The organism is Halopelagius longus, from assembly GCF_900100875.1.
GTDB lineage: Archaea > Halobacteriota > Halobacteria > Halobacteriales > Haloferacaceae > Halopelagius > Halopelagius longus.
Genome location: NZ_FNKQ01000001.1, coordinates 192,562 through 209,579, shown reverse-complemented (window position 1 = coordinate 209,579; position 17,018 = coordinate 192,562). Strand labels below are relative to the sequence as shown.

The window sequence follows — 17,018 nt, the reverse complement described above, 5'->3', positions numbered from 1 at the left end:
TCGGATGGCCGTAACGGAGACGATGCCAGACACAGACGCGGTGCGGACGACGGAGTCGGTCCGCGGTCGGTCGAGCGTCGCCGACGAAACGGTCGTCGTGACCGGCGCCTCCAGCGGTATCGGTCGCGCAATCGCGGAGACGTTCGTCGCGGACGGCGCGGACGTGGTCATCTGCTCTCGGACGCAGGCGGACGTCGACGCCGTCGCCGAGGAACTGAACGCCGCCGACCGTCCCGGGTCGGCTTTCGCCGTCGAGTGCGACGTGACCGACAGGGACTCGGTGGCGTCGTTCGCCGACGCGACCGTCGAGGAGTTCGGCGGCGTGGACGTCCTCGTGAACAACGCGGGCGGGGCCGGCCCCGGCGCTCCCCTTCACGGAGTCGAACCCGACGACTGGGACGGCGTTATCGAGGTGAACCTCACCGGGACGTACAACGTCACCCGCGCGTTCGCCGACGCACTCCGCGAAGACGGCGGCGCGGTGGTCAACACCTCCAGCATGGCCGGTCGCTACGGCGTCGCGAGGATGGGCCCCTACAGCGCCGCGAAGGCGGGCGTGAGCGCCCTCACGCGGACGCTCGCCGTCGAGTGGGCCGGCGACGACGTTCGCGTGAACGCGGTCGAACCGGGGTTCATCGCGACGCCGGCGGTGCGGGAGTGGCTCGGCGTCGAGGAGATGCCGGAGCGAGACCCGGTGGACAGGACGGTCGGCACGCCGGAGGAGGTGGCCGACGCCGTCCGCTTTCTCGCCAGCGACGCCGCGTCGTTCGTCACCGGACAGACGCTCTCGCCGACGGGACCGCCGAACACCTTCGAACCGCCGGCGGACTAATCACCTCGGCCCGCCTAGTGGTATTCGAACAGTGTTCGGGGAGGGACGACTCCCTCTCCTGCGGGAAGTTCACACGACACGGGCCGCAGAGCGTCGGCCCCGCGACTATAACAGCAACTTTATCAGGCGCTCGGGGCGAAACTTCCCCAAGATTACTTCAGGAGGTCAATGGTGACGCAAAATCCACAACAACCGGAGGTGAACATCGGACTCGTCGGTCACGTAGACCACGGCAAGACGACGCTCGTACAGGCGTTGTCGGGGTCGTGGACCGACCAGCACTCGGAGGAGATGAAGCGCGGCATCTCCATCCGACTCGGGTACGCGGACGCGACGTTCCGCCGAATCCCCGGGAAGGACGAACCGGAGTGCTACACGGTCGAAGAGACCGACGAGGAAGGCAACGAGACGGAAATACTGCGAACGGTGTCGTTCGTAGACGCGCCGGGTCACGAGACCCTGATGGCGACGATGCTGTCGGGCGCGGCCATCATGGACGGCGCGGTGCTCGTGGTGTCGGCCACCGAGGACGTGCCGCAGGCGCAGACGGAAGAGCACCTGATGGCGCTCGACATCATCGGCATCGACAACATCGTCATCGCCCAGAACAAGGTCGACCTCGTCGACCGCGAACGGGCCGTCGAGAACTACGAGCAGATCCAGGAGTTCGTGAAGGGAACGGTCGCCGAGGACGCCCCCATCGTCCCGACCAGCGCCCAGCAAGGCGTCAACGTTGACCTCCTCATCCAGACCATCGAAGAGGAGATTCCCACGCCCGACCGCGACGAGGGCGAGGCCGCGCAGATGTTTACGGCGCGGTCGTTCGACATCAACCGCCCGGGTACGACGTGGGAGGACCTCTCCGGCGGCGTCATCGGCGGGTCCGTCGTCACCGGCAAACTGTCGGAGGGCGACGAACTCGAACTCCGCCCCGGCCGAGAGGTCGAAGAGGGCGGCCAGACCGAGTGGCGACCCATCACGACCGACATCCGTTCGCTGCAGGCCGGCGGGCAGATGGTGGACGAAGTCCGCCCCGGCGGCCTCTGCGGCGTCGGGACCGGTCTCGACCCGAGTCTCACGAAGGGAGACGCCCTCGCGGGACAGGTCGCGGGCGAACCCGGGTCGCTGCCGCCGACGCGCGAGGAGTTCACGATGGACGTCGAACTCCTCGACCGAGTCGTCGGCGAGGACGAGGACACGGTCGAGGAGATATCGACCGGCGAACCCCTGATGCTCACCGTCGGCACGGCCACCACGGTCGGCGCCGTCACGAGTGCGCGAAGCGGCGAGGCGGAAGTGTCGCTGAAGCGCCCCGTCTGCGCGCGGTCGGGCTCGAAGATAGCCATCAACCGCCGGGTCGGCGCGCGGTGGCGACTCATCGGCATCGGGACGCTGAAGTGACGGAGAGAGACGCGACACGAACCCAGAGGAAGGTGTGACGACAGTCATCATGGACACGAACGCGCTGATGATGCCGGTCGAACTCGACGTGCGACTGTTCGAGGAACTCGACCGGCTACTCGCCGCCGACCTCGACCTCGTCGTCCCCCGTGCAGTCACGGCGGAGTTGGAGAAACTCTCCCGCGGGGGCGGCACAGAGGGCGTGGCGGCCAGCGTGGGCGCCGACCTCGCCGCGGAACGGTGTCGCGTCGTCGAAACCGACGCACCGTACGCCGACGACGCAGTCGTCGAACTCGCGGAAGGCGAGTGCGACTACGTCGTCACGAACGACAAGCCCCTTCGGGACCGACTGCTCGAACGCGGCGTTCGAGTAATCGGTATAAGGGGTCGGGACAAACTCGCAATAACGGAACCATAGCCATACGATGTACAAACGGGTACGACTCAAGGACACAGTCGAGGTCCCGCCGGAGCATCTCGCTGACGTGACCCCCAATCGGGTCAAGCGACTCCTGCAGGATAAGCTCGAAGGACGGATGGACGAAGATGTGGGCAGCGTCGTGAGCGTCGTGAACGTCCACGACATCGGCGAAGGTACGGTCCTCCCGGGCCGCGCCGGCGTCTACTACGAAGCGGAGTTCGACGCCATCACGTACGACCCCAACATGCAGGAGGTCGTAGACGGCGAAGTCGTCGAAGTCGTGGAGTTCGGCGCGTTCGTCGGAATCGGTCCGGTGGACGGACTGCTGCACGTCTCGCAGATATCGGACGAGTACCTCGCCTACGACGGCGAGAACCAGCAACTCGCCTCCACGGAGTCGGGGCGGACGCTCGGCGTCGGCGACTCGGTTCGGGTCCGCATCGTCACGAAGAGCATCGACGAGCGGAACCCCCGCGACTCGAAGATCGGTCTCACGGCCAAACAGCCGGGGCTCGGCAAGCACGGCTGGCTCGAAGAGGACCGCCAGAAGAACGAGGCCACGACCGGCGCGGAGGGAAGCTAGATGGCGAAGCCGCGTCTCGCCTGCCGCGAGTGCCACTACATCAACGACCCGGACGCGAACGTCTGCGAGAGCTGCGGCGCGACCACCCTCACCGAAGACTGGGCGGGGTACGTCGTCATCACCCACCCCGAGGAGAGCGAGATAGCCGACGAGATGAACGTCAACGAACCCGGCGGCTACGCGCTGAAGGTCCGCTGACGCCGGACGATGCTCCGACTGCCTCGCGACCTCCGCGGCGCGTTCAAAGAGCCGTTCGGTCCGGTCTATCAGCGCGCCGACCGTCTCCTCGAAGACGCCGGCGACCCGATAATCGCCGTCGGAGACGTCGTCACCTACCACCTCCGCGAGGCCGGGCGCGTGCCGGACGTGGCCGTCGTGGACGGGAAGACGAAGCGCGAGGCGATAGACGAGGAGGTTCGCCGCGCCGTCGCCGCCCCGGACGACGGCATCGACGCCGAAAACGAGGCCGGAACCATCGGCGAGGAACTTCTCGCGGCGCTGGCTACCGCACTCGCGGAGTACGACGAACCGGTCACCATCGTCGTCGAGGGCGAGGAGGACTTGGCGACGCTTCCGGCCGTCGTCGCCGCGCCACTCGGCGCGAGCGTCGTCTACGGCCAACCCGACGAGGGGATGGTCCTCGTCTCGGTCACCGAAGAGGCGAAACTGGAGATGCGGACGCTGTTGGGCCGGATGGAGGGCGACGCCGACGCCGCCCTCGACGTACTCGGCGTCGAAGCGTAGTTCGTGCTGTGGTTTTGTGCAGAACGGAGCCTCTTCACAGACCCGACTGATAGCTGCCACAACCGCTACCGCGGTGACTCTCCAACTGCCGGACCGCCGTTTCAACTCCCACTAGCATCGTTCTTCGACCAAGCGTGAACGCCGTTCAGTTAGAGACACGCAGGACGATATACTCGTCTCCCGTTCGAAGTCTCTCGACTGTACCGAACGGAGAGAGATGGGAACGCAGATCGACCTCACGGTGATGTACTATCTCGAGTTCACCGTCGGGAGCGAGAACGTCGTGTACGCCGGAGAATAGCTCTGAGAGAACCCCACCACCCGCGTGGGTTGGCGGATTACAGAGCACTCTATCGAACGTCTGATCGGCGATGCCCTCGGCGCAATCAGCAGTTACGACAGTTCCATCTACGCGAGACGCGCGGAGACTGCACTCCGCACACGACGTCGCAACCGCATCGTCGTCGCTCAACCAGAGATCACAGTCCGCGACTCGACCAGCGTACGTTCCGATGGCCCCGTAACCACAGCAGAGATCCAACACCCTTTCACCGTCTTCGACCGTTATCGTCTCCAAGAGGAGACGCGTCCCGTCGTCCAATTTAGAGGGGGAAAACAACCCCGAGACGGTGACGAGCGAGAGCGTGACGCCGTCTATCTCTGGCCGGATCTCTCGCGGCGAGACGTAGGCCGGTCGTTCGAATGACCGCGGTCGGGTCGCCTCGAGAAGAGCGCAACCATCGTACTCGGCTACCTGTTCGACCGTTGCAGCGGTCTCGCGCAGGCACCGTTCGTAGCGCGTGAGACCGGTTTGCTTCGACGCAGCCAGATAGAGGCTTCCGTCGGGTTGCAGAACGGACAGACCATCGACGATACGCTGTTTTCCGACCGATAGTGGGGTGTAGGGCTTCGGAGCGTACGCAACTGTGTCGAACGTATCGCCAAGAGCGGTGACGTCGGCGACGAGTGCGGTTGCCGCGTCAACGCTATTTTCCCTCGCGTTACGCTCGCAAAGCTGTACGGCACGAGCACTGGACTCCACCATACTGACGGAGACAGAGCGATCAGCGAGAACGACACCAACAACGCCATAGTTTGCTTCTAGAGCGAGGAGACGGCCGAGGTCGACTCCCCAGAGAGATTCTATCAGTAGGAGCTCGGCGTTCCGGAACGACTGCTTCGAACAGACTCCGTCTGCGGTGTAGAACCGGTATACTGGACGTGCGCCCGAGATTTTCGATTCGAGAGCCAATTCGTAGGGGGCGTGCCTCATCAGGGGTACCCTCCGAGTGATATCGAAAGCGGACGGAAACTGTGATCAATCGCCTGTTCGATACGAACGCGATGCTGTCGACTGAAGTGTGACCGGGTCGTTGACGTTTCGGGCATTTACGCGGGTTCGGTAGCTCGTGATGATCGGAGAACGAGGCAGCCTACGCACTGCGCTCGAGCTACAGAGAACCTGTAAGAACGGTCCACGCACAGCTGAGCGCAGGGCGCGAACCGAGCGCCAATCAGCGCGACAGCCCCGTGAGAACCCCAACCGGTCGTGAATTCGGTTGGGTCACCGAACCGCCCACAGTTGGCGAGCCGGCCGAACCTCCCTTCGCTCTCGCGTGGTGGAGTACATCACCGAGATACGGAGCTCGGCCCAGGGCTCTTTTTCAACGTGAGTTCACGTTCGTGACCCGATTATTAAAAAATCCGTGTTCGAGGGAGTCGAGGACTCTCCCCGTGAGAGTCGGTATCTGCGCCGAGCCACCGGCCCACCATCTCCGCTACGGTTTCGCTGTCCAATAAGTAACGCACCGTACTGAGCGGATGTTTCGGTCCGTATTTCGAACGCGAGACGGCCGAATCGCCGTCCGACGGGCGAACCCGAGTCGCCGAGGCGTCCGTTCGTCCCTTCGAAATCCTTTTACTTGCATCGGGAGCATTTTAACCCAACTGAACCATGGAAATCGAAGTCATCTCCGAAGACGAGAATCCGATGTTACACCGGAGCGACGTCCGCTTCGAGATAGTGCACGAAGAAGCCTCGCCGTCCCGTCTGTCGGTCCGCGACAGTCTCGCGGCGAAGCTGAACAAAGACTCCGACGAAGTCGTCGTCCACGAACTCGACACGAAGTTCGGCATGCGCAAGACCGTCGGCTACGCGAAGGTCTACGACTCGCCGGACTTCGCGCGCGACGTCGAACAGGACTACATGCTCGACCGGAACAAGATCGCCGCCGACACCGAAGAGGTCGAGGCGGAGGCCGAAGAGGCCTGACTTCCGGGTCGAACAGACTCCGAATCAGCTTTCGTATTCTCGATGCGAGTTCTCGGAATAGAAGGTACCGCGTGGGCCGCCAGCGCCGCCTTGTTCGATAGCGAAGCCGACGAGGTGTTCATCGAGTCGGACCCCTACGAACCCGATAGCGGCGGCATCCACCCGCGCGAGGCCGCGGAACACATGGGCGATGCGATTCCGGCCGTAGTCGAGACGGTTCTCGACCGGGCGTCGGAGACGGCGGCGGGCGACGGAACCGGAATCGATGCCGTCGCCTTCTCTCGGGGACCGGGCCTCGGTCCGTGTCTCCGCATCGTCGGCACCGCGGCGCGCGCCCTCGCACAGACGTTGGAGGTTCCCCTCGTCGGCGTCAACCACATGGTGGCGCACCTCGAAATCGGCCGCCACCGGTCGGGCTTCGACTCGCCGGTCTGTCTGAACGCCTCGGGCGCGAACGCTCACCTGTTGGGTTACCACAACGGCCGGTACCGCGTCCTCGGGGAGACGATGGACACCGGCGTCGGCAACGCCATCGACAAGTTCACCCGCCACGTCGGGTGGTCCCACCCCGGCGGCCCGAAGGTCGAGAAGGCCGCCAGAGACGGCGAGTTCCACGAACTCCCCTACGTCGTCAAGGGGATGGACTTCTCCTTCTCCGGCATCATGAGCGCCGCGAAACAGGCGTACGACGACGGCGTGCCGGTCGAGGACATCTGTGCGGGCCTGCAGGAGACCATCTTCGGGATGCTCGCGGAGGTGGCGGAACGGGCCCTCTCTCTGACGGGGACGGACGAACTCGTCCTCGGCGGCGGCGTCGGGCAGAACGAGCGTCTGCGCGAGATGCTCGCGGAGATGTGCGAGCAACGCGGCGCGGAGTTTTACGCGCCCGAGCCACGGTTCCTCCGCGACAACGCGGGGATGATAGCCGTCCTCGGCGCGAAGATGTACGAGGCGGGCGACACCCTCCCGATTCCGGACTCGTCGGTGGACCCGAACTTCCGCCCCGACCAAGTGCCGGTGACGTGGCGCGGCGACGAGGAGTCCGTCGCGCGCGACCCGGCGGCATCGGGTGAGATTCGCGGCGCGGAGGCGACGGTCACCATCGAGTCGGACCGCGTCGTCAAGCGCCGCGTCACGAAGGCGTACCGCCACCCCGAACTGGACGACAGACTCCGTCGGAAGCGAACCGTCGCGGAGGCGCGCCTCACGAGCGAAGCGCGGCGCGTCGGCGTTCCGACGCCCGTCGTCCGCGACGTGGACCCCGCCGAGGGCGTCATCGTCTTCGACCGGGTGGGCGAGTCGGACCTCGCCGGGAACCTCACGGCCGACCGGTGTCGGACCGTCGGCGAACACCTCGCTCACATTCATCGGGCGGGGTTCGTCCACGGCGACCCGACGACGCGGAACGTCCGCGTCGGAGAGAGGACGTACCTCATCGACTTCGGCCTCGGCTACCACACCGGCCACGTCGAGGACCACGCGATGGACCTCCACGTCTTCGGCCAGAGCGTCGAAGGGACGGCCGCGGAACCGGAGCCACTGCTTCGGGCGTTCGAGGAGGGGTACGAACGCGAGGGCGACGACGAAGTGCTCTCGCGCCTCCGCGAGATAGAGGGCCGCGGGCGGTATCAGTAGGTCAGCTCGTACGGTCCGACTCGGCGTAACCCCGCAGCGATTCTCGAAGAGCGACTCGGCTTCGGGCGCAGCGTCCGAGAGGACACCAAAACGATTTATCAGCCGCCCGCGTAATCGTGAAGTATGGCAGACAAACCCCAGAGTGGTGAAATCCTCGGGATTCCGTACAATTTCGAACGACCGTCCATGGGCCGGATGCTCTCGTCGTACTGGCAACCCGGCAAGGGGATGCTCGTGAAGAAGCCGTTCGGAATCGGGTACACGCTGAACCTCGCCAACTGGCGGTCGTGGATCGCGCTGGTCGTCGTCGGCGCACTCCTCTGGCAGGAACGGTCTTCGGGCGGAGACACCGTCGCGACGATGGACGACGACGACGGCCCGGTCGAAGTCATCGTCGACGACGACTGAGCGGCGGACACCGACGCCTCTTTCTCTCGACCCGCCGGACGTTCGAGCGAATGCTCCGATACGTCACGACGAATCCGGGGAAGGTCCGCGAGGCGTTAGAGTACCTCGATGCGGTCGAGCAGTTAGACTACGACTACACCGAGGTGCAGGGGTCGGACCTCGGCCCCATCGCGGCGCACGGCGCGCGCGAGGCGTACCGGCACGCGGGCGAACCGGTCCTCGTGGACGACGCCGGACTGTTCGTCGACGGCTTCGAGGGCTTTCCCGGCCCGTACTCCTCGTACGTCGAGGAGACGCTCGGCGTCGAAGCGGTCTACCGACTCGCGGAGCGAGAACTGGACGAACCGCGCCGGGCGGCGTTCAAATGCACGCTCGCGTACTGCGACGGCGAGGAGTTCGAGGCGAGTCCCGACCCGATAGACAGAGACGACCGGACCGCCGCGGCGGCCCACGGCGCGGAACGGGACGAAGAGGAGACGGACCTCCTCCCGGTGAAGATATTCGAGGGGACCGTTCGCGGGCGCATCGTGCCGCCGCGCGGCGACGGCGGATTCGGCTACGACCCCATCTTCGAACACGACGGGACGACGTTCGCCGAGATGGACGCGGCGGAGAAGAACGCCGTCTCCCACCGCGGGCGGGCGTTGGCGAAGTTCGGGGAGTGGTTCGCTGAACGCAAGTGAAGCGAACCTCGTGAGACGAGCGTAGCGAGTCTCACGTAGGTCCCGTGAGGGACCGAAGCGACCGAACGGGAGGACTCGGAACGAACGAAGTCCGGAGAAGTGACTGTTCTCATACTATTATTTCTCAGATGGCAGAGGAACGATAATCGCGGATAGATAGCGCCCAACGCCGGAAGATCGGACGACAGAGAGATAAGAGAGCGAGGTAGTGACAATTCTCTGATGGTTGGTAATTCAACAAAGTGATAATCCGGGTCACCAGAGACGACTCCGATGGGAACGAACAGATGGGAGCGGCCGACGAGACGGCGCTTGTTGGCGTCGATCGGACTCGCCGCCGCCGGCGTCACGGCCGGATGCGCGGCTGGAAGCGACGTCGGCGGAATCTCGGACGAGAAGTCGTCCGGCGGAACGCTCGCCGTCCGCGTGACGAACCGGACCGAGACGGAACAGACCGCCACGGTAATCGTCAGAGACTGGGACGAGAACGTGGTCGACCGCGTCGAGGAGGCGTCGGTGCCGCCGAACGCCGAGAGCGAGTTGCTCCGCGCCGACTACGACGGCGACTGGTACAGCGTCGAGGTGCGAGGCGACGAGTGGGAGACGAGCGAGTGGTGGGAGCCCGAACTCTGCCGGTCGTACGCGTTCGCCATGACGCTCGAAACGGTGGCCGGCGTTCCGTCGGTCCGGACGAACGACGCCTGTTCGGCCGCGACGAAGGACTGACCCGAACCGACCGGCCGCGCGGCCGGTGGCGGCCGACTCACTCCCGCGGGTCGCGGTCCGGGCCGGGGTAGTCGCCGCCGACGACTTCTTCGTGGAGGCTCTCGGCGTCGAACAGCGTCGCGAACGCGCGCGGGTGGTGGACGCTCACCGGGAACTGACCGCCGAGCGTCGCGCCCGCCTTCGAGGAGAGCAACCGGTCGTCGAACGAGAGGACGTGCATCGCGCCGCCGCGGTACGCCGACCCGAGAGCGGGGTGGTCGGCCGCGGGGTGCGAGACGTGGTCGCGCCACTCCTCGACCCGTTCGAGCCAGTCGGCCGCGAGCGATTCGTCGCCGAGCGATTCGACCACCGCCCGCGCGTCGTCCAGGAGGGGGTCGCTGGCGACGAGCGTCGTCCACGAGTGGCGACGGAGGGCGTCCAACGCTTCTCTGGCGTCGCCGTCGACGAACAGGTCCGCCGCGAGGACGTCCGCGTCGGCGGCGACGCGGGCCGGACTCCGTTCGACGTCGTCGGGGTCCGGAACGTCCGCGTCCGCACCGTCCGCGGCGTCCTCTCCGTCGCCACCCTCCCGGCGCGCGTCGAGTGCCTCGCGCACGTCGTCGGCCGTCCGTTCGGACGATGCCGCGCGGTCGAACAGGTCGGTCCACGATGTCATGGGTCGGCGTTCGGTCCACGGATAGAAGGGCCGTTCGGTCGGTCGGACGCGGGGACGTGCGTCCGAGACTCTCACGCCGACCCGAACCGGTCGAGGAGTCGGTCCGCGACTGCGCCGACGAGGAACGCCGCGCCGACGTTCGTCAGGAGGCCGACGACGCCGACGGCGGCGACGAGGAGGAGTCTGTCGCACCGGGCGGCGGCGCGGCCGAGGTGCCACGCGACGACGACGAGGAGGACGCCGAGGACTGCGGTGGGGAACGCCGTCACGACGCCCGCGACGCAGGCGGCCGCGAGGTAGAGCACGCCGAGGACGACGTTCGCTCCGCCGGTGCGCGCGCCGAAGGCGTGTTTGCCCGCCAGTCCGCCGCTTCCGTGACACATCGGCAGGCCGCCGAACGGAACCGCCGCGAGGCACATCGCGCCCATGCTCCCCGCCAATCGGTCCGGCGGCACGTCGGCGTCGAACAGGTCCGAACAGAGAAGCGAGGTGGCGACTGCGGCGTTGCCGGCGGTCATCGCCAACTGCCCAGCCGTCGCCTCCGCCGCGCCGAACGTCGGCGTCGGAACGGTCGGAAAGACGGCCGGAGAAGGGAGCGTCGGGGAGACGCCGCCGGCGGCGACGACGGCGAGAACAGCCCCGCCCCCGAGGACGAGGAGCGACGAGAGGCGGACGCGTCTGGCGACGGCGGCGACGGCGACGAGTCCGACGGAGGCGGCGGCGAGCGTCGGGTCGCCCGCGGCGAGTTCGACGCCCGTCCGGGCCAGAAGGAGGGCGACGGCGAGTTGGACGCCGCGAATCGCCGCCTCGCCGACGAGCGACTCGATTCGGCCGAGGGCGCGGAGTCGGGCGGCGACGACGAGGACGACGCCCGCGAGGAGTCCGGCGGCGACGAGTTCCCCCGCGGTTATCGTCCCGGCGATGGTCAGTCCGACGAGCGCTTTCATCGGTTCGACCGACAGCGGAAGCCCGTACGCGACGCCCCAGACGAGTTGGAAGACGCCGAACCAAAGCAGGACGGTGGGGACGGAGAACGGCGTGAGCGCTCCGAGGGCGACGACGAGGGGGAGCACCGTCACCGAGTCGCCGAGCGCACCCGCGAGTTCCCCCGCGTCGATTCGGAGCGAACGCCCGGCGCGAACGTCGGCGAGGGCCATCGGCGAGTCGGTAGGAGAGGACGGACTTGAACGTTTTCGGTAACTATCTCCCGGCACTTCGGCGGGAAACGTAACCGAAACACGTTGCGCGGCGAGGAGTACCTTTATTCCGAGCGCACCCATCGTTGTTCCCATGTCGATACAACGGAGGCGGTTCCTCCAAGCGGCGGGCGTCGGAACGGTCCTCGGTCTGAGCGGGTGCGCGGGCGAGGACGGCGGTTCGACGGCGACGCAGGGGGGTGCCGGGACGCAGGAGCAAGTCGAGAGCCGGACCGACGGCGGGTCCGGCGGCGCGGAACTGACCCTAGCCACCACGACCAGCACGTACGACACGGGGCTTCTCGACGAACTGAACGCGGCGTTCGAGGAGTCCTTCGGCGCGACCATCAAGACGATACCGCAGGGCACCGGCGCGGCCATCGAGACGGCGCGCAACGGCGACGCGGACGTCATCCTCGTCCACGCCCGCGGCGCGGAGGACCAGTTCCTGCGGGACGGGTTCGGCGTCAACCGCCGGGACGTGATGTTCAACGACTTCGTCGTCGTCGGCCCGGAGGACGACCCGGCGGGCATCAACGGGATGTCCTCGGCGACGAAGGCGTTCACGACCATCGCGGAGACGCAGTCGACGTTCGTCTCCCGCGGCGACGACTCCGGGACGAACAAGAAGGAACTGAACGTCTGGGCGGAGTCTGGCGTCGAACCGTCCGGGAAGTGGTACCGCGAGATAGGCAAGGGGATGGGCGACACGCTGGTACAGGCGAGTCAGTCCGGCGCGTACACTCTCGCGGACCGCGGGACGTACCTCTCGATGAAGAACGAGGTGAACCTCACTATCCACGTGCAGGGACCCCTGAAGGACGGCCCGACAATCCTCAAGAACCCCTACGGCGTCATCCCGGTGAACCCCGCGAAGTACGGCGACGCGAACTATCAGCTGGCGATGGCGTACGTCGGCTTCCTCACCGGTCCCGAGGGGCAGGCCCTGATAGACGGCTACACCGCGAACGGGTCGCAGTTGTTCTTCCCGAACGCCCTCGCGGAGGAGCCGAACTTCGCGCAGTACGTGCCCGAAGACTGGGACGGGTCGAACCCCTCGAAGGAGGACATCGCGTTCCGAGCGTGGGTGGACCAGCGCGTCCCCGAGGACTTTTAGTCCGACCGGGAGGGAGAGGTACCCGTGTTCCTCGGCGGCGCGTTGGGCGATTTGAACGTGCAGTACCTCGTCAGCATCACGCTCGTCTCCCTGTACGTCAGCACCGCGGCCGTCCTCGTCAGCACCGCCGTCAGCCTCCCCGTGGCCGTCGCCGTCGCGTTCGGCGACTTCCGCGGGAAGTCGCTTCTCACGTCTCTCGTCTCGACGGGGATGGGCTTTCCGAGCGTCGTCGTCGGGCTGGTCGTCCTGCTGGCCCTCTCGAACTCCGGCCCCCTCGGCGAGTTCGGACTGCTCTTTACCCCCGAGGCGATGATCGTCTCCCAGACCATCCTCGCGACGCCCGTCGTCCTCAGCGTGTCGCTGTCGGCCGTCGAAGGCGTCTCCGCCGACCTGCGCGACGCCGCCTTCGTCGCCGGCGGGACGCGGACGGACGTGGGACTCGCGGTTCTCAGCGAGGCGCGGTACGGCATCGTCACCGCCGTCCTCGCGGGGTACGGCCGCGCCATCAGCGAAGTCGGGTCGGTGCTCATCGTCGGCGGCAACATCGTCTTCTCCGATCAGACGTCGTTCACGCGGACGCTGACGACGGCAATCACCGTCGAAGCCCGGAAGGGAAACGTCGAGACGGGCATCGCCCTCGGCGCGATTCTCCTCGCTCTCGTCCTCGGCGTGAACGCCGTCGGCGCGCGGTTCCGCGACCGGACGCCCGGCGAGACGGCGGCGGGGGGCCGGCAGTCGCGCGGGCCCGCCGGACGCGGCGGAGGTGAGCGATGACCGACGCCGGGCGCGTCCGTAGCGACGCGGGCGACGGAGGACGCGGCGCTTCCGCCCGCGACGGACGGGACGAGGGGCGTCGGAACGGCGAGCACGCCCCCGAACGCGAGGGGACGCGCCTCGCCGCCGAGGGCGTGACCCACGGGTTCGGCGAGGGGCCGGTGTTCGAGTCGGTGGACCTGACGGTCGAACCGGGCGAGGTGCTCGCCGTCGTCGGCCCCTCGGGGACGGGGAAGACGACGCTGCTCCGACTGTTGGCGTGCTTCCACCCGCCGGAGGAGGGAGTCGTCAGCGCCGACGGCACCGACGTGTGGTCGCTCTCGGAAGCCGACCGGTTGGCCGTCCGCCGCCGCGTCGGGATGGTGTTTCAGGTCCGGAGCCTCTTTTCGACGACGGCGGCGGAGAACGCCGCCTACGGCCTGCGCGTCCGGGAGTCGTGGACCGACCGCCTCCGGACGGCGGCGCGGCGCGCTCTCGGCTTCGAGACGACGCCGAAAGCCGCGAGAGAGGCGCTCTCGACGGTCGGGATGACCGACAAGGCCCACAGGCACGCGTCGTCGCTCTCCGGCGGCGAGGCCCAACGCGTCGCCATCGCCCGCGCCCTCGCTCCCGATCCGGACGTGCTGCTCTTGGACGAACCCACGTCGAACCTCGACCCGCGGAACACCGCGCTCGTCGAGGAGGCCGTCGAGGCGGCCAGCGCGCGCGGTATCGGCGTCGCGATAGCGACGCACGACATGCAGCAGGCCCGGCGCGTCTCCGACCGCACCGCCCTCCTCTTGGACGGGTCGATAGTCGAGTGCGGCCCCACCGAACGCGTCTTCGAGTCGCCCGACGACGAGCGAACCCGGAAGTTCGTCGCGGGCGAACTCGTCTACTGAGCGTCCGCCTCCCGGAGCGATTTTTACCGCCGGGGCGCGTCCGGCCGCGTATGGTGGACGACTGGTTCGAGGCGTACCTCGACGCCGACGGCGTCAGCTTCGACGACGACGACGCCGCCCTCCTTCGCGCCGTCGCCGAGTCCGGGTCCGTAAGCGGTGCCGCCTCCGCGTTGGGCCGTTCGCGCCCGCGGTGTCTGGCGCGACTCCGCGAACTCGAAGACGCGTTGGGGTCGCTGGTCGAACGCCGCCGCGGCGGGTCCGACGGCGGCGGCAGCGAACTCACCGCGACGGGACGCGAGGTGTTGGCCCGGTTCGACCGCCTCCACGCCGCCCTCTCGGGCACCGCGGGCGTCCCCGAGACGGTGACGCCCGGCACCGTCGCCGGCGTCGAGGGCGAACTCTGCGACGTGGAGACGGCGGCGGGGCCGGTCAGAACGCTGGGCGAGGCGTCGGCGCGCGAACCGGGCCGCCGGGTCCAAGTGAGCGTCAGAGCCGACGCCGTGACGCTTCAGGCGCCGGACGACTCGCCCGCGCCCGACTCGACCAGCGCGCGGAACCGCCTCGACGGGTCGGTCACGGCGCTCGAACGCGGCGACGCCGTCGTCCGCGTCGCGGTGGACGTCGGACTCGAAGAACCGCTGTGGGCGCTCGTCACCGCCGACAGCGCCGACAGACTCGGCCTCGAACCCGGCGCGGGCGTCGTCGCGTCGTGGAAGGCGACGGCGACACGGACGACTGCGGTGGCGGCGTCGACGGGAGACGACGGCGACGAGAGCGACGAAAATCACGAGAGCGACGAAATCGAGGACGGGTCCGAGGGCGGTGGCGACGCCGCGGAACTCGACGGCCCGTGACCCGGGCGCTCAGTCGTCCGCGTCCTGTCCGGCGGCGACAGCCAGTTCTTCGAGGTGCGACCGAACGTCCTCGGACACCGGCTGGAGCGGTCTTCGGACGGTTCCGGCGGGCGCGCCGCGCGCCCGCATCGCGGCCTTCAGGCCGGGGACGCCGTACTCGTCGGTGACGGCGCGGTTCAGATCGACGAGCGACGCGTTCAGTCGGCGGGCCACCTTCTCGTCGCCGTCGCGGTGTCTCTCGTACACCTCGGCGGCCGCCTCGGGGACGACGTTGGCGAGGCCGAGGACGCCCCCGTCCGCGCCCGCGCCGAGGGCCTGCGCGAAGACGCCGCCGGCCCCGACCAACAGGTCGAAGTCGTCGTCGCGGGTCGCGCGGCGTTCGCGGATGAATCGGTCGATATCGCCGCTGGAGTCTTTCATCCCCGCGATGTTGGGGTAGGAGGCGAGGCGTCCGACGAGTTCGGGCGAGAGGGCGACGCCCGTGTGCGTCGGAACGCTGTAGAGGTAGACGGGGATGTCCGCTTCGTCGGCCACGTCGCGGTAGTACGCTTCGAGTTCGTCCTCGTCGTGGGGGTAGTAGAAGGGCGTGACGACGAGGGCGGCGTCCGCGCCCGCCGCCGCGGCGTCGGCGGTGGCGCGCACCGTCTCCTCGTAGCCGGGGTGGCCCGTCCCCGCCAGCACCGGAACGTCAGACTCCGAGACGACGATCTCTATCACGCGGGCGCGTTCCTCGGCGGACATGAACTCCGCCTCGCTACTCGACCCGCAGGGGGCGATGAAATCGACCCCGCGGGCTTCCATCCACCGGACGAGTTCGCGGAGTGCGCGTTCGTCGAGCGTTCCGTCCTCCTCGAAGGGCGTCGCCAACGGCGGTCCGATTCCGTGCACGGTGGCAATGGGGTCGGCGCGCGGATGTAGTTTATCGCAGAAGACGCGGGTCATCCATCCGTCTGACACGGATTTAAGACCGATCGTTGCCGATATCCATCCGGGCGCGCACGACGGCCTCAGTTCCCATCCTCCCGACGCGCGCCCGGCACACCCACCGCCGCGGCACTCCCGATGCCGCGGCAGACGGCGCACTCCTCCCCCCACGGCGCCGTCATCGCTCCCGTTCCCCCGTCCGGTCGGACAGTTACCCGCCGAGCAACGTCACTCGAACGTCGTCTAAGGCGTCCCGTTCCGTCACGAGTGCGAGTTGGTCGCCGGCCTCGATTTTCGTGCCGGGGAGCGGAATCGTCATCGCCTCCCGTGCGCGCCCGTGAGCGTAGACGATGCCGTCCTCCCCGAGGTCGACGTCGGCGACTTTCTCGCCGACGACGGGGGAGTCTTCCGGTATCGTCACCGTCGAGAGGCGGAGTTGCTCCGTCAGATCGGCGATGGCGTTGAAGTTGCCGCCGAGCAGTGCCGTCTTCGCGCCCGCCGCGCCGAGGCGTTCGGGGTAGACGACGTCGTCCACGTCGTCGGCGTACTGCTCGTATATCTCCTGTCGGTAGTCCTCGCTGATTCGCATCACGGTCCGACACCCGAACTCCGCGCCGATCATGCAGGCGGCGAAGTTGACGTTGGGGTCGCCGGTGAGGCCGCCGATTGCGGTGGCGTCCTCGACGCCCGCGCGCCGGAGGACGGACTCGTTGCTCCCGTCGCCCTCGATGACCTCGAAGCCGGCCTCTCGGGCGCGTTCGACCTTCGTCTCGTCGTTGTCTATGACGACTACGTCGTGTCCCTCCTCGTTGAGCACTCGGGCGGTGCGGGCGCCGACTCGACCGTACCCGACGATAACGAACCTCATGGTAGTGTCTGACGACCGCGGAGGGTAAAAGCTTGAACGGCGCT

General features: G+C 67.6%; 20 protein-coding genes. 15 read left to right on the top strand and 5 right to left on the bottom strand.

Annotated elements, in window-relative coordinates; all coding sequences use genetic code 11:
• Positions 1-22 precede the first annotated feature (22 nt).
• The 6 genes from BLS11_RS01045 (at position 23) to BLS11_RS01020 (ending at position 3,981) form a co-directional block, all read left to right on the top strand.
• Complete coding sequence (locus tag BLS11_RS01045) at positions 23-832, top strand: SDR family NAD(P)-dependent oxidoreductase (RefSeq protein ID WP_092534373.1); 810 nt, start codon at positions 23-25, stop codon at positions 830-832.
• Positions 833-1,003: 171 nt separating this feature from the next.
• Positions 1,004-2,233 carry a translation initiation factor IF-2 subunit gamma gene (locus BLS11_RS01040; RefSeq protein WP_175454342.1) on the top strand — a complete coding sequence of 410 codons (1,230 nt, stop codon included), beginning with the start codon at positions 1,004-1,006 and terminating at the stop codon, positions 2,231-2,233.
• Between the two features lie 49 nt (positions 2,234-2,282).
• Positions 2,283-2,651, top strand: coding sequence for a PIN domain-containing protein (locus tag BLS11_RS01035; protein ID WP_092531631.1), 369 nt, complete (start codon positions 2,283-2,285; stop codon positions 2,649-2,651).
• A 7-nt stretch (positions 2,652-2,658) separates the two neighbouring features.
• The gene (locus BLS11_RS01030; RefSeq protein WP_092531628.1) at positions 2,659-3,237 is read left to right on the top strand and encodes a DNA-directed RNA polymerase; all 579 of its coding nucleotides are present in this window, start codon (positions 2,659-2,661) and stop codon (positions 3,235-3,237) included.
• Positions 3,238-3,435, top strand: coding sequence for a transcription elongation factor subunit Spt4 (gene spt4 / locus BLS11_RS01025; protein ID WP_092531625.1), 198 nt, complete (start codon positions 3,238-3,240; stop codon positions 3,433-3,435). It abuts the gene before it with no gap.
• Between the two features lie 9 nt (positions 3,436-3,444).
• On the top strand, positions 3,445-3,981 hold the full coding sequence (locus BLS11_RS01020) for a GTP-dependent dephospho-CoA kinase family protein (RefSeq protein WP_092531622.1): 537 nt from the start codon (positions 3,445-3,447) through the stop codon (positions 3,979-3,981).
• Positions 3,982-4,126: 145 nt separating this feature from the next.
• Here BLS11_RS01020 and BLS11_RS01015 read toward each other — a convergent pair whose 3' ends face one another.
• On the bottom strand, positions 4,127-5,254 hold the full coding sequence (locus tag BLS11_RS01015) for a class I SAM-dependent methyltransferase (protein ID WP_092531619.1): 1,128 nt from the start codon (positions 5,252-5,254) through the stop codon (positions 4,127-4,129).
• Between the two features lie 681 nt (positions 5,255-5,935).
• Here BLS11_RS01015 and BLS11_RS01010 point away from each other — a divergent pair.
• From BLS11_RS01010 to BLS11_RS00990, 5 genes are all read left to right on the top strand, one after another.
• The gene (locus BLS11_RS01010; protein ID WP_092531616.1) at positions 5,936-6,253 is read left to right on the top strand and encodes a 30S ribosomal protein S24e; all 318 of its coding nucleotides are present in this window, start codon (positions 5,936-5,938) and stop codon (positions 6,251-6,253) included.
• Positions 6,254-6,295: 42 nt separating this feature from the next.
• Positions 6,296-7,888, top strand: a complete 1,593-nt coding sequence (locus tag BLS11_RS01005) for a bifunctional N(6)-L-threonylcarbamoyladenine synthase/serine/threonine protein kinase (protein WP_092531613.1) — start codon at positions 6,296-6,298, stop codon at positions 7,886-7,888.
• Positions 7,889-8,011: 123 nt separating this feature from the next.
• Positions 8,012-8,296 carry a DUF5808 domain-containing protein gene (locus tag BLS11_RS01000; RefSeq protein ID WP_092531609.1) on the top strand — a complete coding sequence of 95 codons (285 nt, stop codon included), beginning with the start codon at positions 8,012-8,014 and terminating at the stop codon, positions 8,294-8,296.
• Positions 8,297-8,346: 50 nt separating this feature from the next.
• Positions 8,347-8,979 carry a non-canonical purine NTP pyrophosphatase gene (locus BLS11_RS00995; protein ID WP_092531606.1) on the top strand — a complete coding sequence of 211 codons (633 nt, stop codon included), beginning with the start codon at positions 8,347-8,349 and terminating at the stop codon, positions 8,977-8,979.
• A gap of 273 nt (positions 8,980-9,252) precedes the next feature.
• A complete protein-coding gene (locus BLS11_RS00990) occupies positions 9,253-9,705 on the top strand; it encodes a hypothetical protein (protein WP_092531603.1) in 453 nt (150 codons plus the stop codon).
• Positions 9,706-9,742: 37 nt separating this feature from the next.
• Here the strand turns inward: BLS11_RS00990 and BLS11_RS00985 are convergent, their stop codons facing one another.
• Both BLS11_RS00985 and BLS11_RS00980 read right to left on the bottom strand, forming a co-directional pair.
• Positions 9,743-10,360 carry a DUF7384 family protein gene (locus tag BLS11_RS00985; RefSeq protein ID WP_245698648.1) on the bottom strand — a complete coding sequence of 206 codons (618 nt, stop codon included), beginning with the start codon at positions 10,358-10,360 and terminating at the stop codon, positions 9,743-9,745.
• A gap of 71 nt (positions 10,361-10,431) precedes the next feature.
• Positions 10,432-11,517 carry a putative sulfate/molybdate transporter gene (locus tag BLS11_RS00980; RefSeq protein WP_092531600.1) on the bottom strand — a complete coding sequence of 362 codons (1,086 nt, stop codon included), beginning with the start codon at positions 11,515-11,517 and terminating at the stop codon, positions 10,432-10,434.
• Positions 11,518-11,650: 133 nt separating this feature from the next.
• On the opposite strand from BLS11_RS00980, the gene BLS11_RS00975 reads away from it, so the two are divergent.
• Genes BLS11_RS00975 through BLS11_RS00960 form a run of 4 tightly spaced genes read left to right on the top strand, consistent with a single transcriptional unit; the run spans position 11,651 to position 15,182 of the window.
• Positions 11,651-12,673, top strand: coding sequence for an ABC transporter substrate-binding protein (locus BLS11_RS00975; RefSeq protein WP_092531597.1), 1,023 nt, complete (start codon positions 11,651-11,653; stop codon positions 12,671-12,673).
• A gap of 24 nt (positions 12,674-12,697) precedes the next feature.
• Positions 12,698-13,447, top strand: a complete 750-nt coding sequence (locus tag BLS11_RS00970; protein WP_092531595.1) for an ABC transporter permease — start codon at positions 12,698-12,700, stop codon at positions 13,445-13,447.
• Positions 13,444-14,328, top strand: coding sequence for an amino acid ABC transporter ATP-binding protein (locus BLS11_RS00965; protein ID WP_092531592.1), 885 nt, complete (start codon positions 13,444-13,446; stop codon positions 14,326-14,328). The genes BLS11_RS00970 and BLS11_RS00965 overlap by 4 nt, the downstream gene beginning before the upstream one ends.
• Before the next feature lie 50 nt (positions 14,329-14,378).
• Positions 14,379-15,182 carry a TOBE domain-containing protein gene (locus BLS11_RS00960; RefSeq protein ID WP_217628969.1) on the top strand — a complete coding sequence of 268 codons (804 nt, stop codon included), beginning with the start codon at positions 14,379-14,381 and terminating at the stop codon, positions 15,180-15,182.
• 9 nt (positions 15,183-15,191) lie between these two features.
• Here the strand turns inward: BLS11_RS00960 and BLS11_RS00955 are convergent, their stop codons facing one another.
• Both BLS11_RS00955 and BLS11_RS00950 read right to left on the bottom strand, forming a co-directional pair.
• Entirely contained in the window at positions 15,192-16,070 is an 879-nt protein-coding gene (locus tag BLS11_RS00955; protein WP_092531589.1) for a dihydrodipicolinate synthase family protein, read from the bottom strand.
• A 247-nt stretch (positions 16,071-16,317) separates the two neighbouring features.
• Positions 16,318-16,974 (bottom strand): potassium channel family protein, encoded by a 657-nt coding sequence (locus BLS11_RS00950; protein WP_092531586.1) that lies wholly within the window; start codon positions 16,972-16,974, stop codon positions 16,318-16,320.
• Between the last annotated feature and the right edge of the window lie 44 nt (positions 16,975-17,018).

Excerpts from the sequence above, each read along its gene's own strand:
- BLS11_RS01045 (WP_092534373.1), top strand. The coding sequence starts at position 23 with ATGCCAGACACAGACGCGGTGCGGACGACGGAGTCGGTCCGCGGTCGG.
- BLS11_RS01035 (WP_092531631.1), top strand. The coding sequence starts at position 2,283 with ATGGACACGAACGCGCTGATGATGCCGGTCGAACTCGACGTGCGACTG.
- BLS11_RS01030 (WP_092531628.1), top strand. The coding sequence starts at position 2,659 with ATGTACAAACGGGTACGACTCAAGGACACAGTCGAGGTCCCGCCGGAG.
- spt4 (WP_092531625.1), top strand. The coding sequence starts at position 3,238 with ATGGCGAAGCCGCGTCTCGCCTGCCGCGAGTGCCACTACATCAACGAC.
- BLS11_RS01020 (WP_092531622.1), top strand. The coding sequence starts at position 3,445 with ATGCTCCGACTGCCTCGCGACCTCCGCGGCGCGTTCAAAGAGCCGTTC.
- BLS11_RS01015 (WP_092531619.1), bottom strand. The coding sequence starts at position 5,254 with ATGAGGCACGCCCCCTACGAATTGGCTCTCGAATCGAAAATCTCGGGC.
- BLS11_RS01010 (WP_092531616.1), top strand. The coding sequence starts at position 5,936 with ATGGAAATCGAAGTCATCTCCGAAGACGAGAATCCGATGTTACACCGG.
- BLS11_RS01005 (WP_092531613.1), top strand. The coding sequence starts at position 6,296 with ATGCGAGTTCTCGGAATAGAAGGTACCGCGTGGGCCGCCAGCGCCGCC.
- BLS11_RS01000 (WP_092531609.1), top strand. The coding sequence starts at position 8,012 with ATGGCAGACAAACCCCAGAGTGGTGAAATCCTCGGGATTCCGTACAAT.
- BLS11_RS00995 (WP_092531606.1), top strand. The coding sequence starts at position 8,347 with ATGCTCCGATACGTCACGACGAATCCGGGGAAGGTCCGCGAGGCGTTA.
- BLS11_RS00990 (WP_092531603.1), top strand. The coding sequence starts at position 9,253 with ATGGGAACGAACAGATGGGAGCGGCCGACGAGACGGCGCTTGTTGGCG.
- BLS11_RS00985 (WP_245698648.1), bottom strand. The coding sequence starts at position 10,360 with ATGACATCGTGGACCGACCTGTTCGACCGCGCGGCATCGTCCGAACGG.
- BLS11_RS00980 (WP_092531600.1), bottom strand. The coding sequence starts at position 11,517 with ATGGCCCTCGCCGACGTTCGCGCCGGGCGTTCGCTCCGAATCGACGCG.
- BLS11_RS00975 (WP_092531597.1), top strand. The coding sequence starts at position 11,651 with ATGTCGATACAACGGAGGCGGTTCCTCCAAGCGGCGGGCGTCGGAACG.
- BLS11_RS00965 (WP_092531592.1), top strand. The coding sequence starts at position 13,444 with ATGACCGACGCCGGGCGCGTCCGTAGCGACGCGGGCGACGGAGGACGC.
- BLS11_RS00960 (WP_217628969.1), top strand. The coding sequence starts at position 14,379 with ATGGTGGACGACTGGTTCGAGGCGTACCTCGACGCCGACGGCGTCAGC.
- BLS11_RS00950 (WP_092531586.1), bottom strand. The coding sequence starts at position 16,974 with ATGAGGTTCGTTATCGTCGGGTACGGTCGAGTCGGCGCCCGCACCGCC.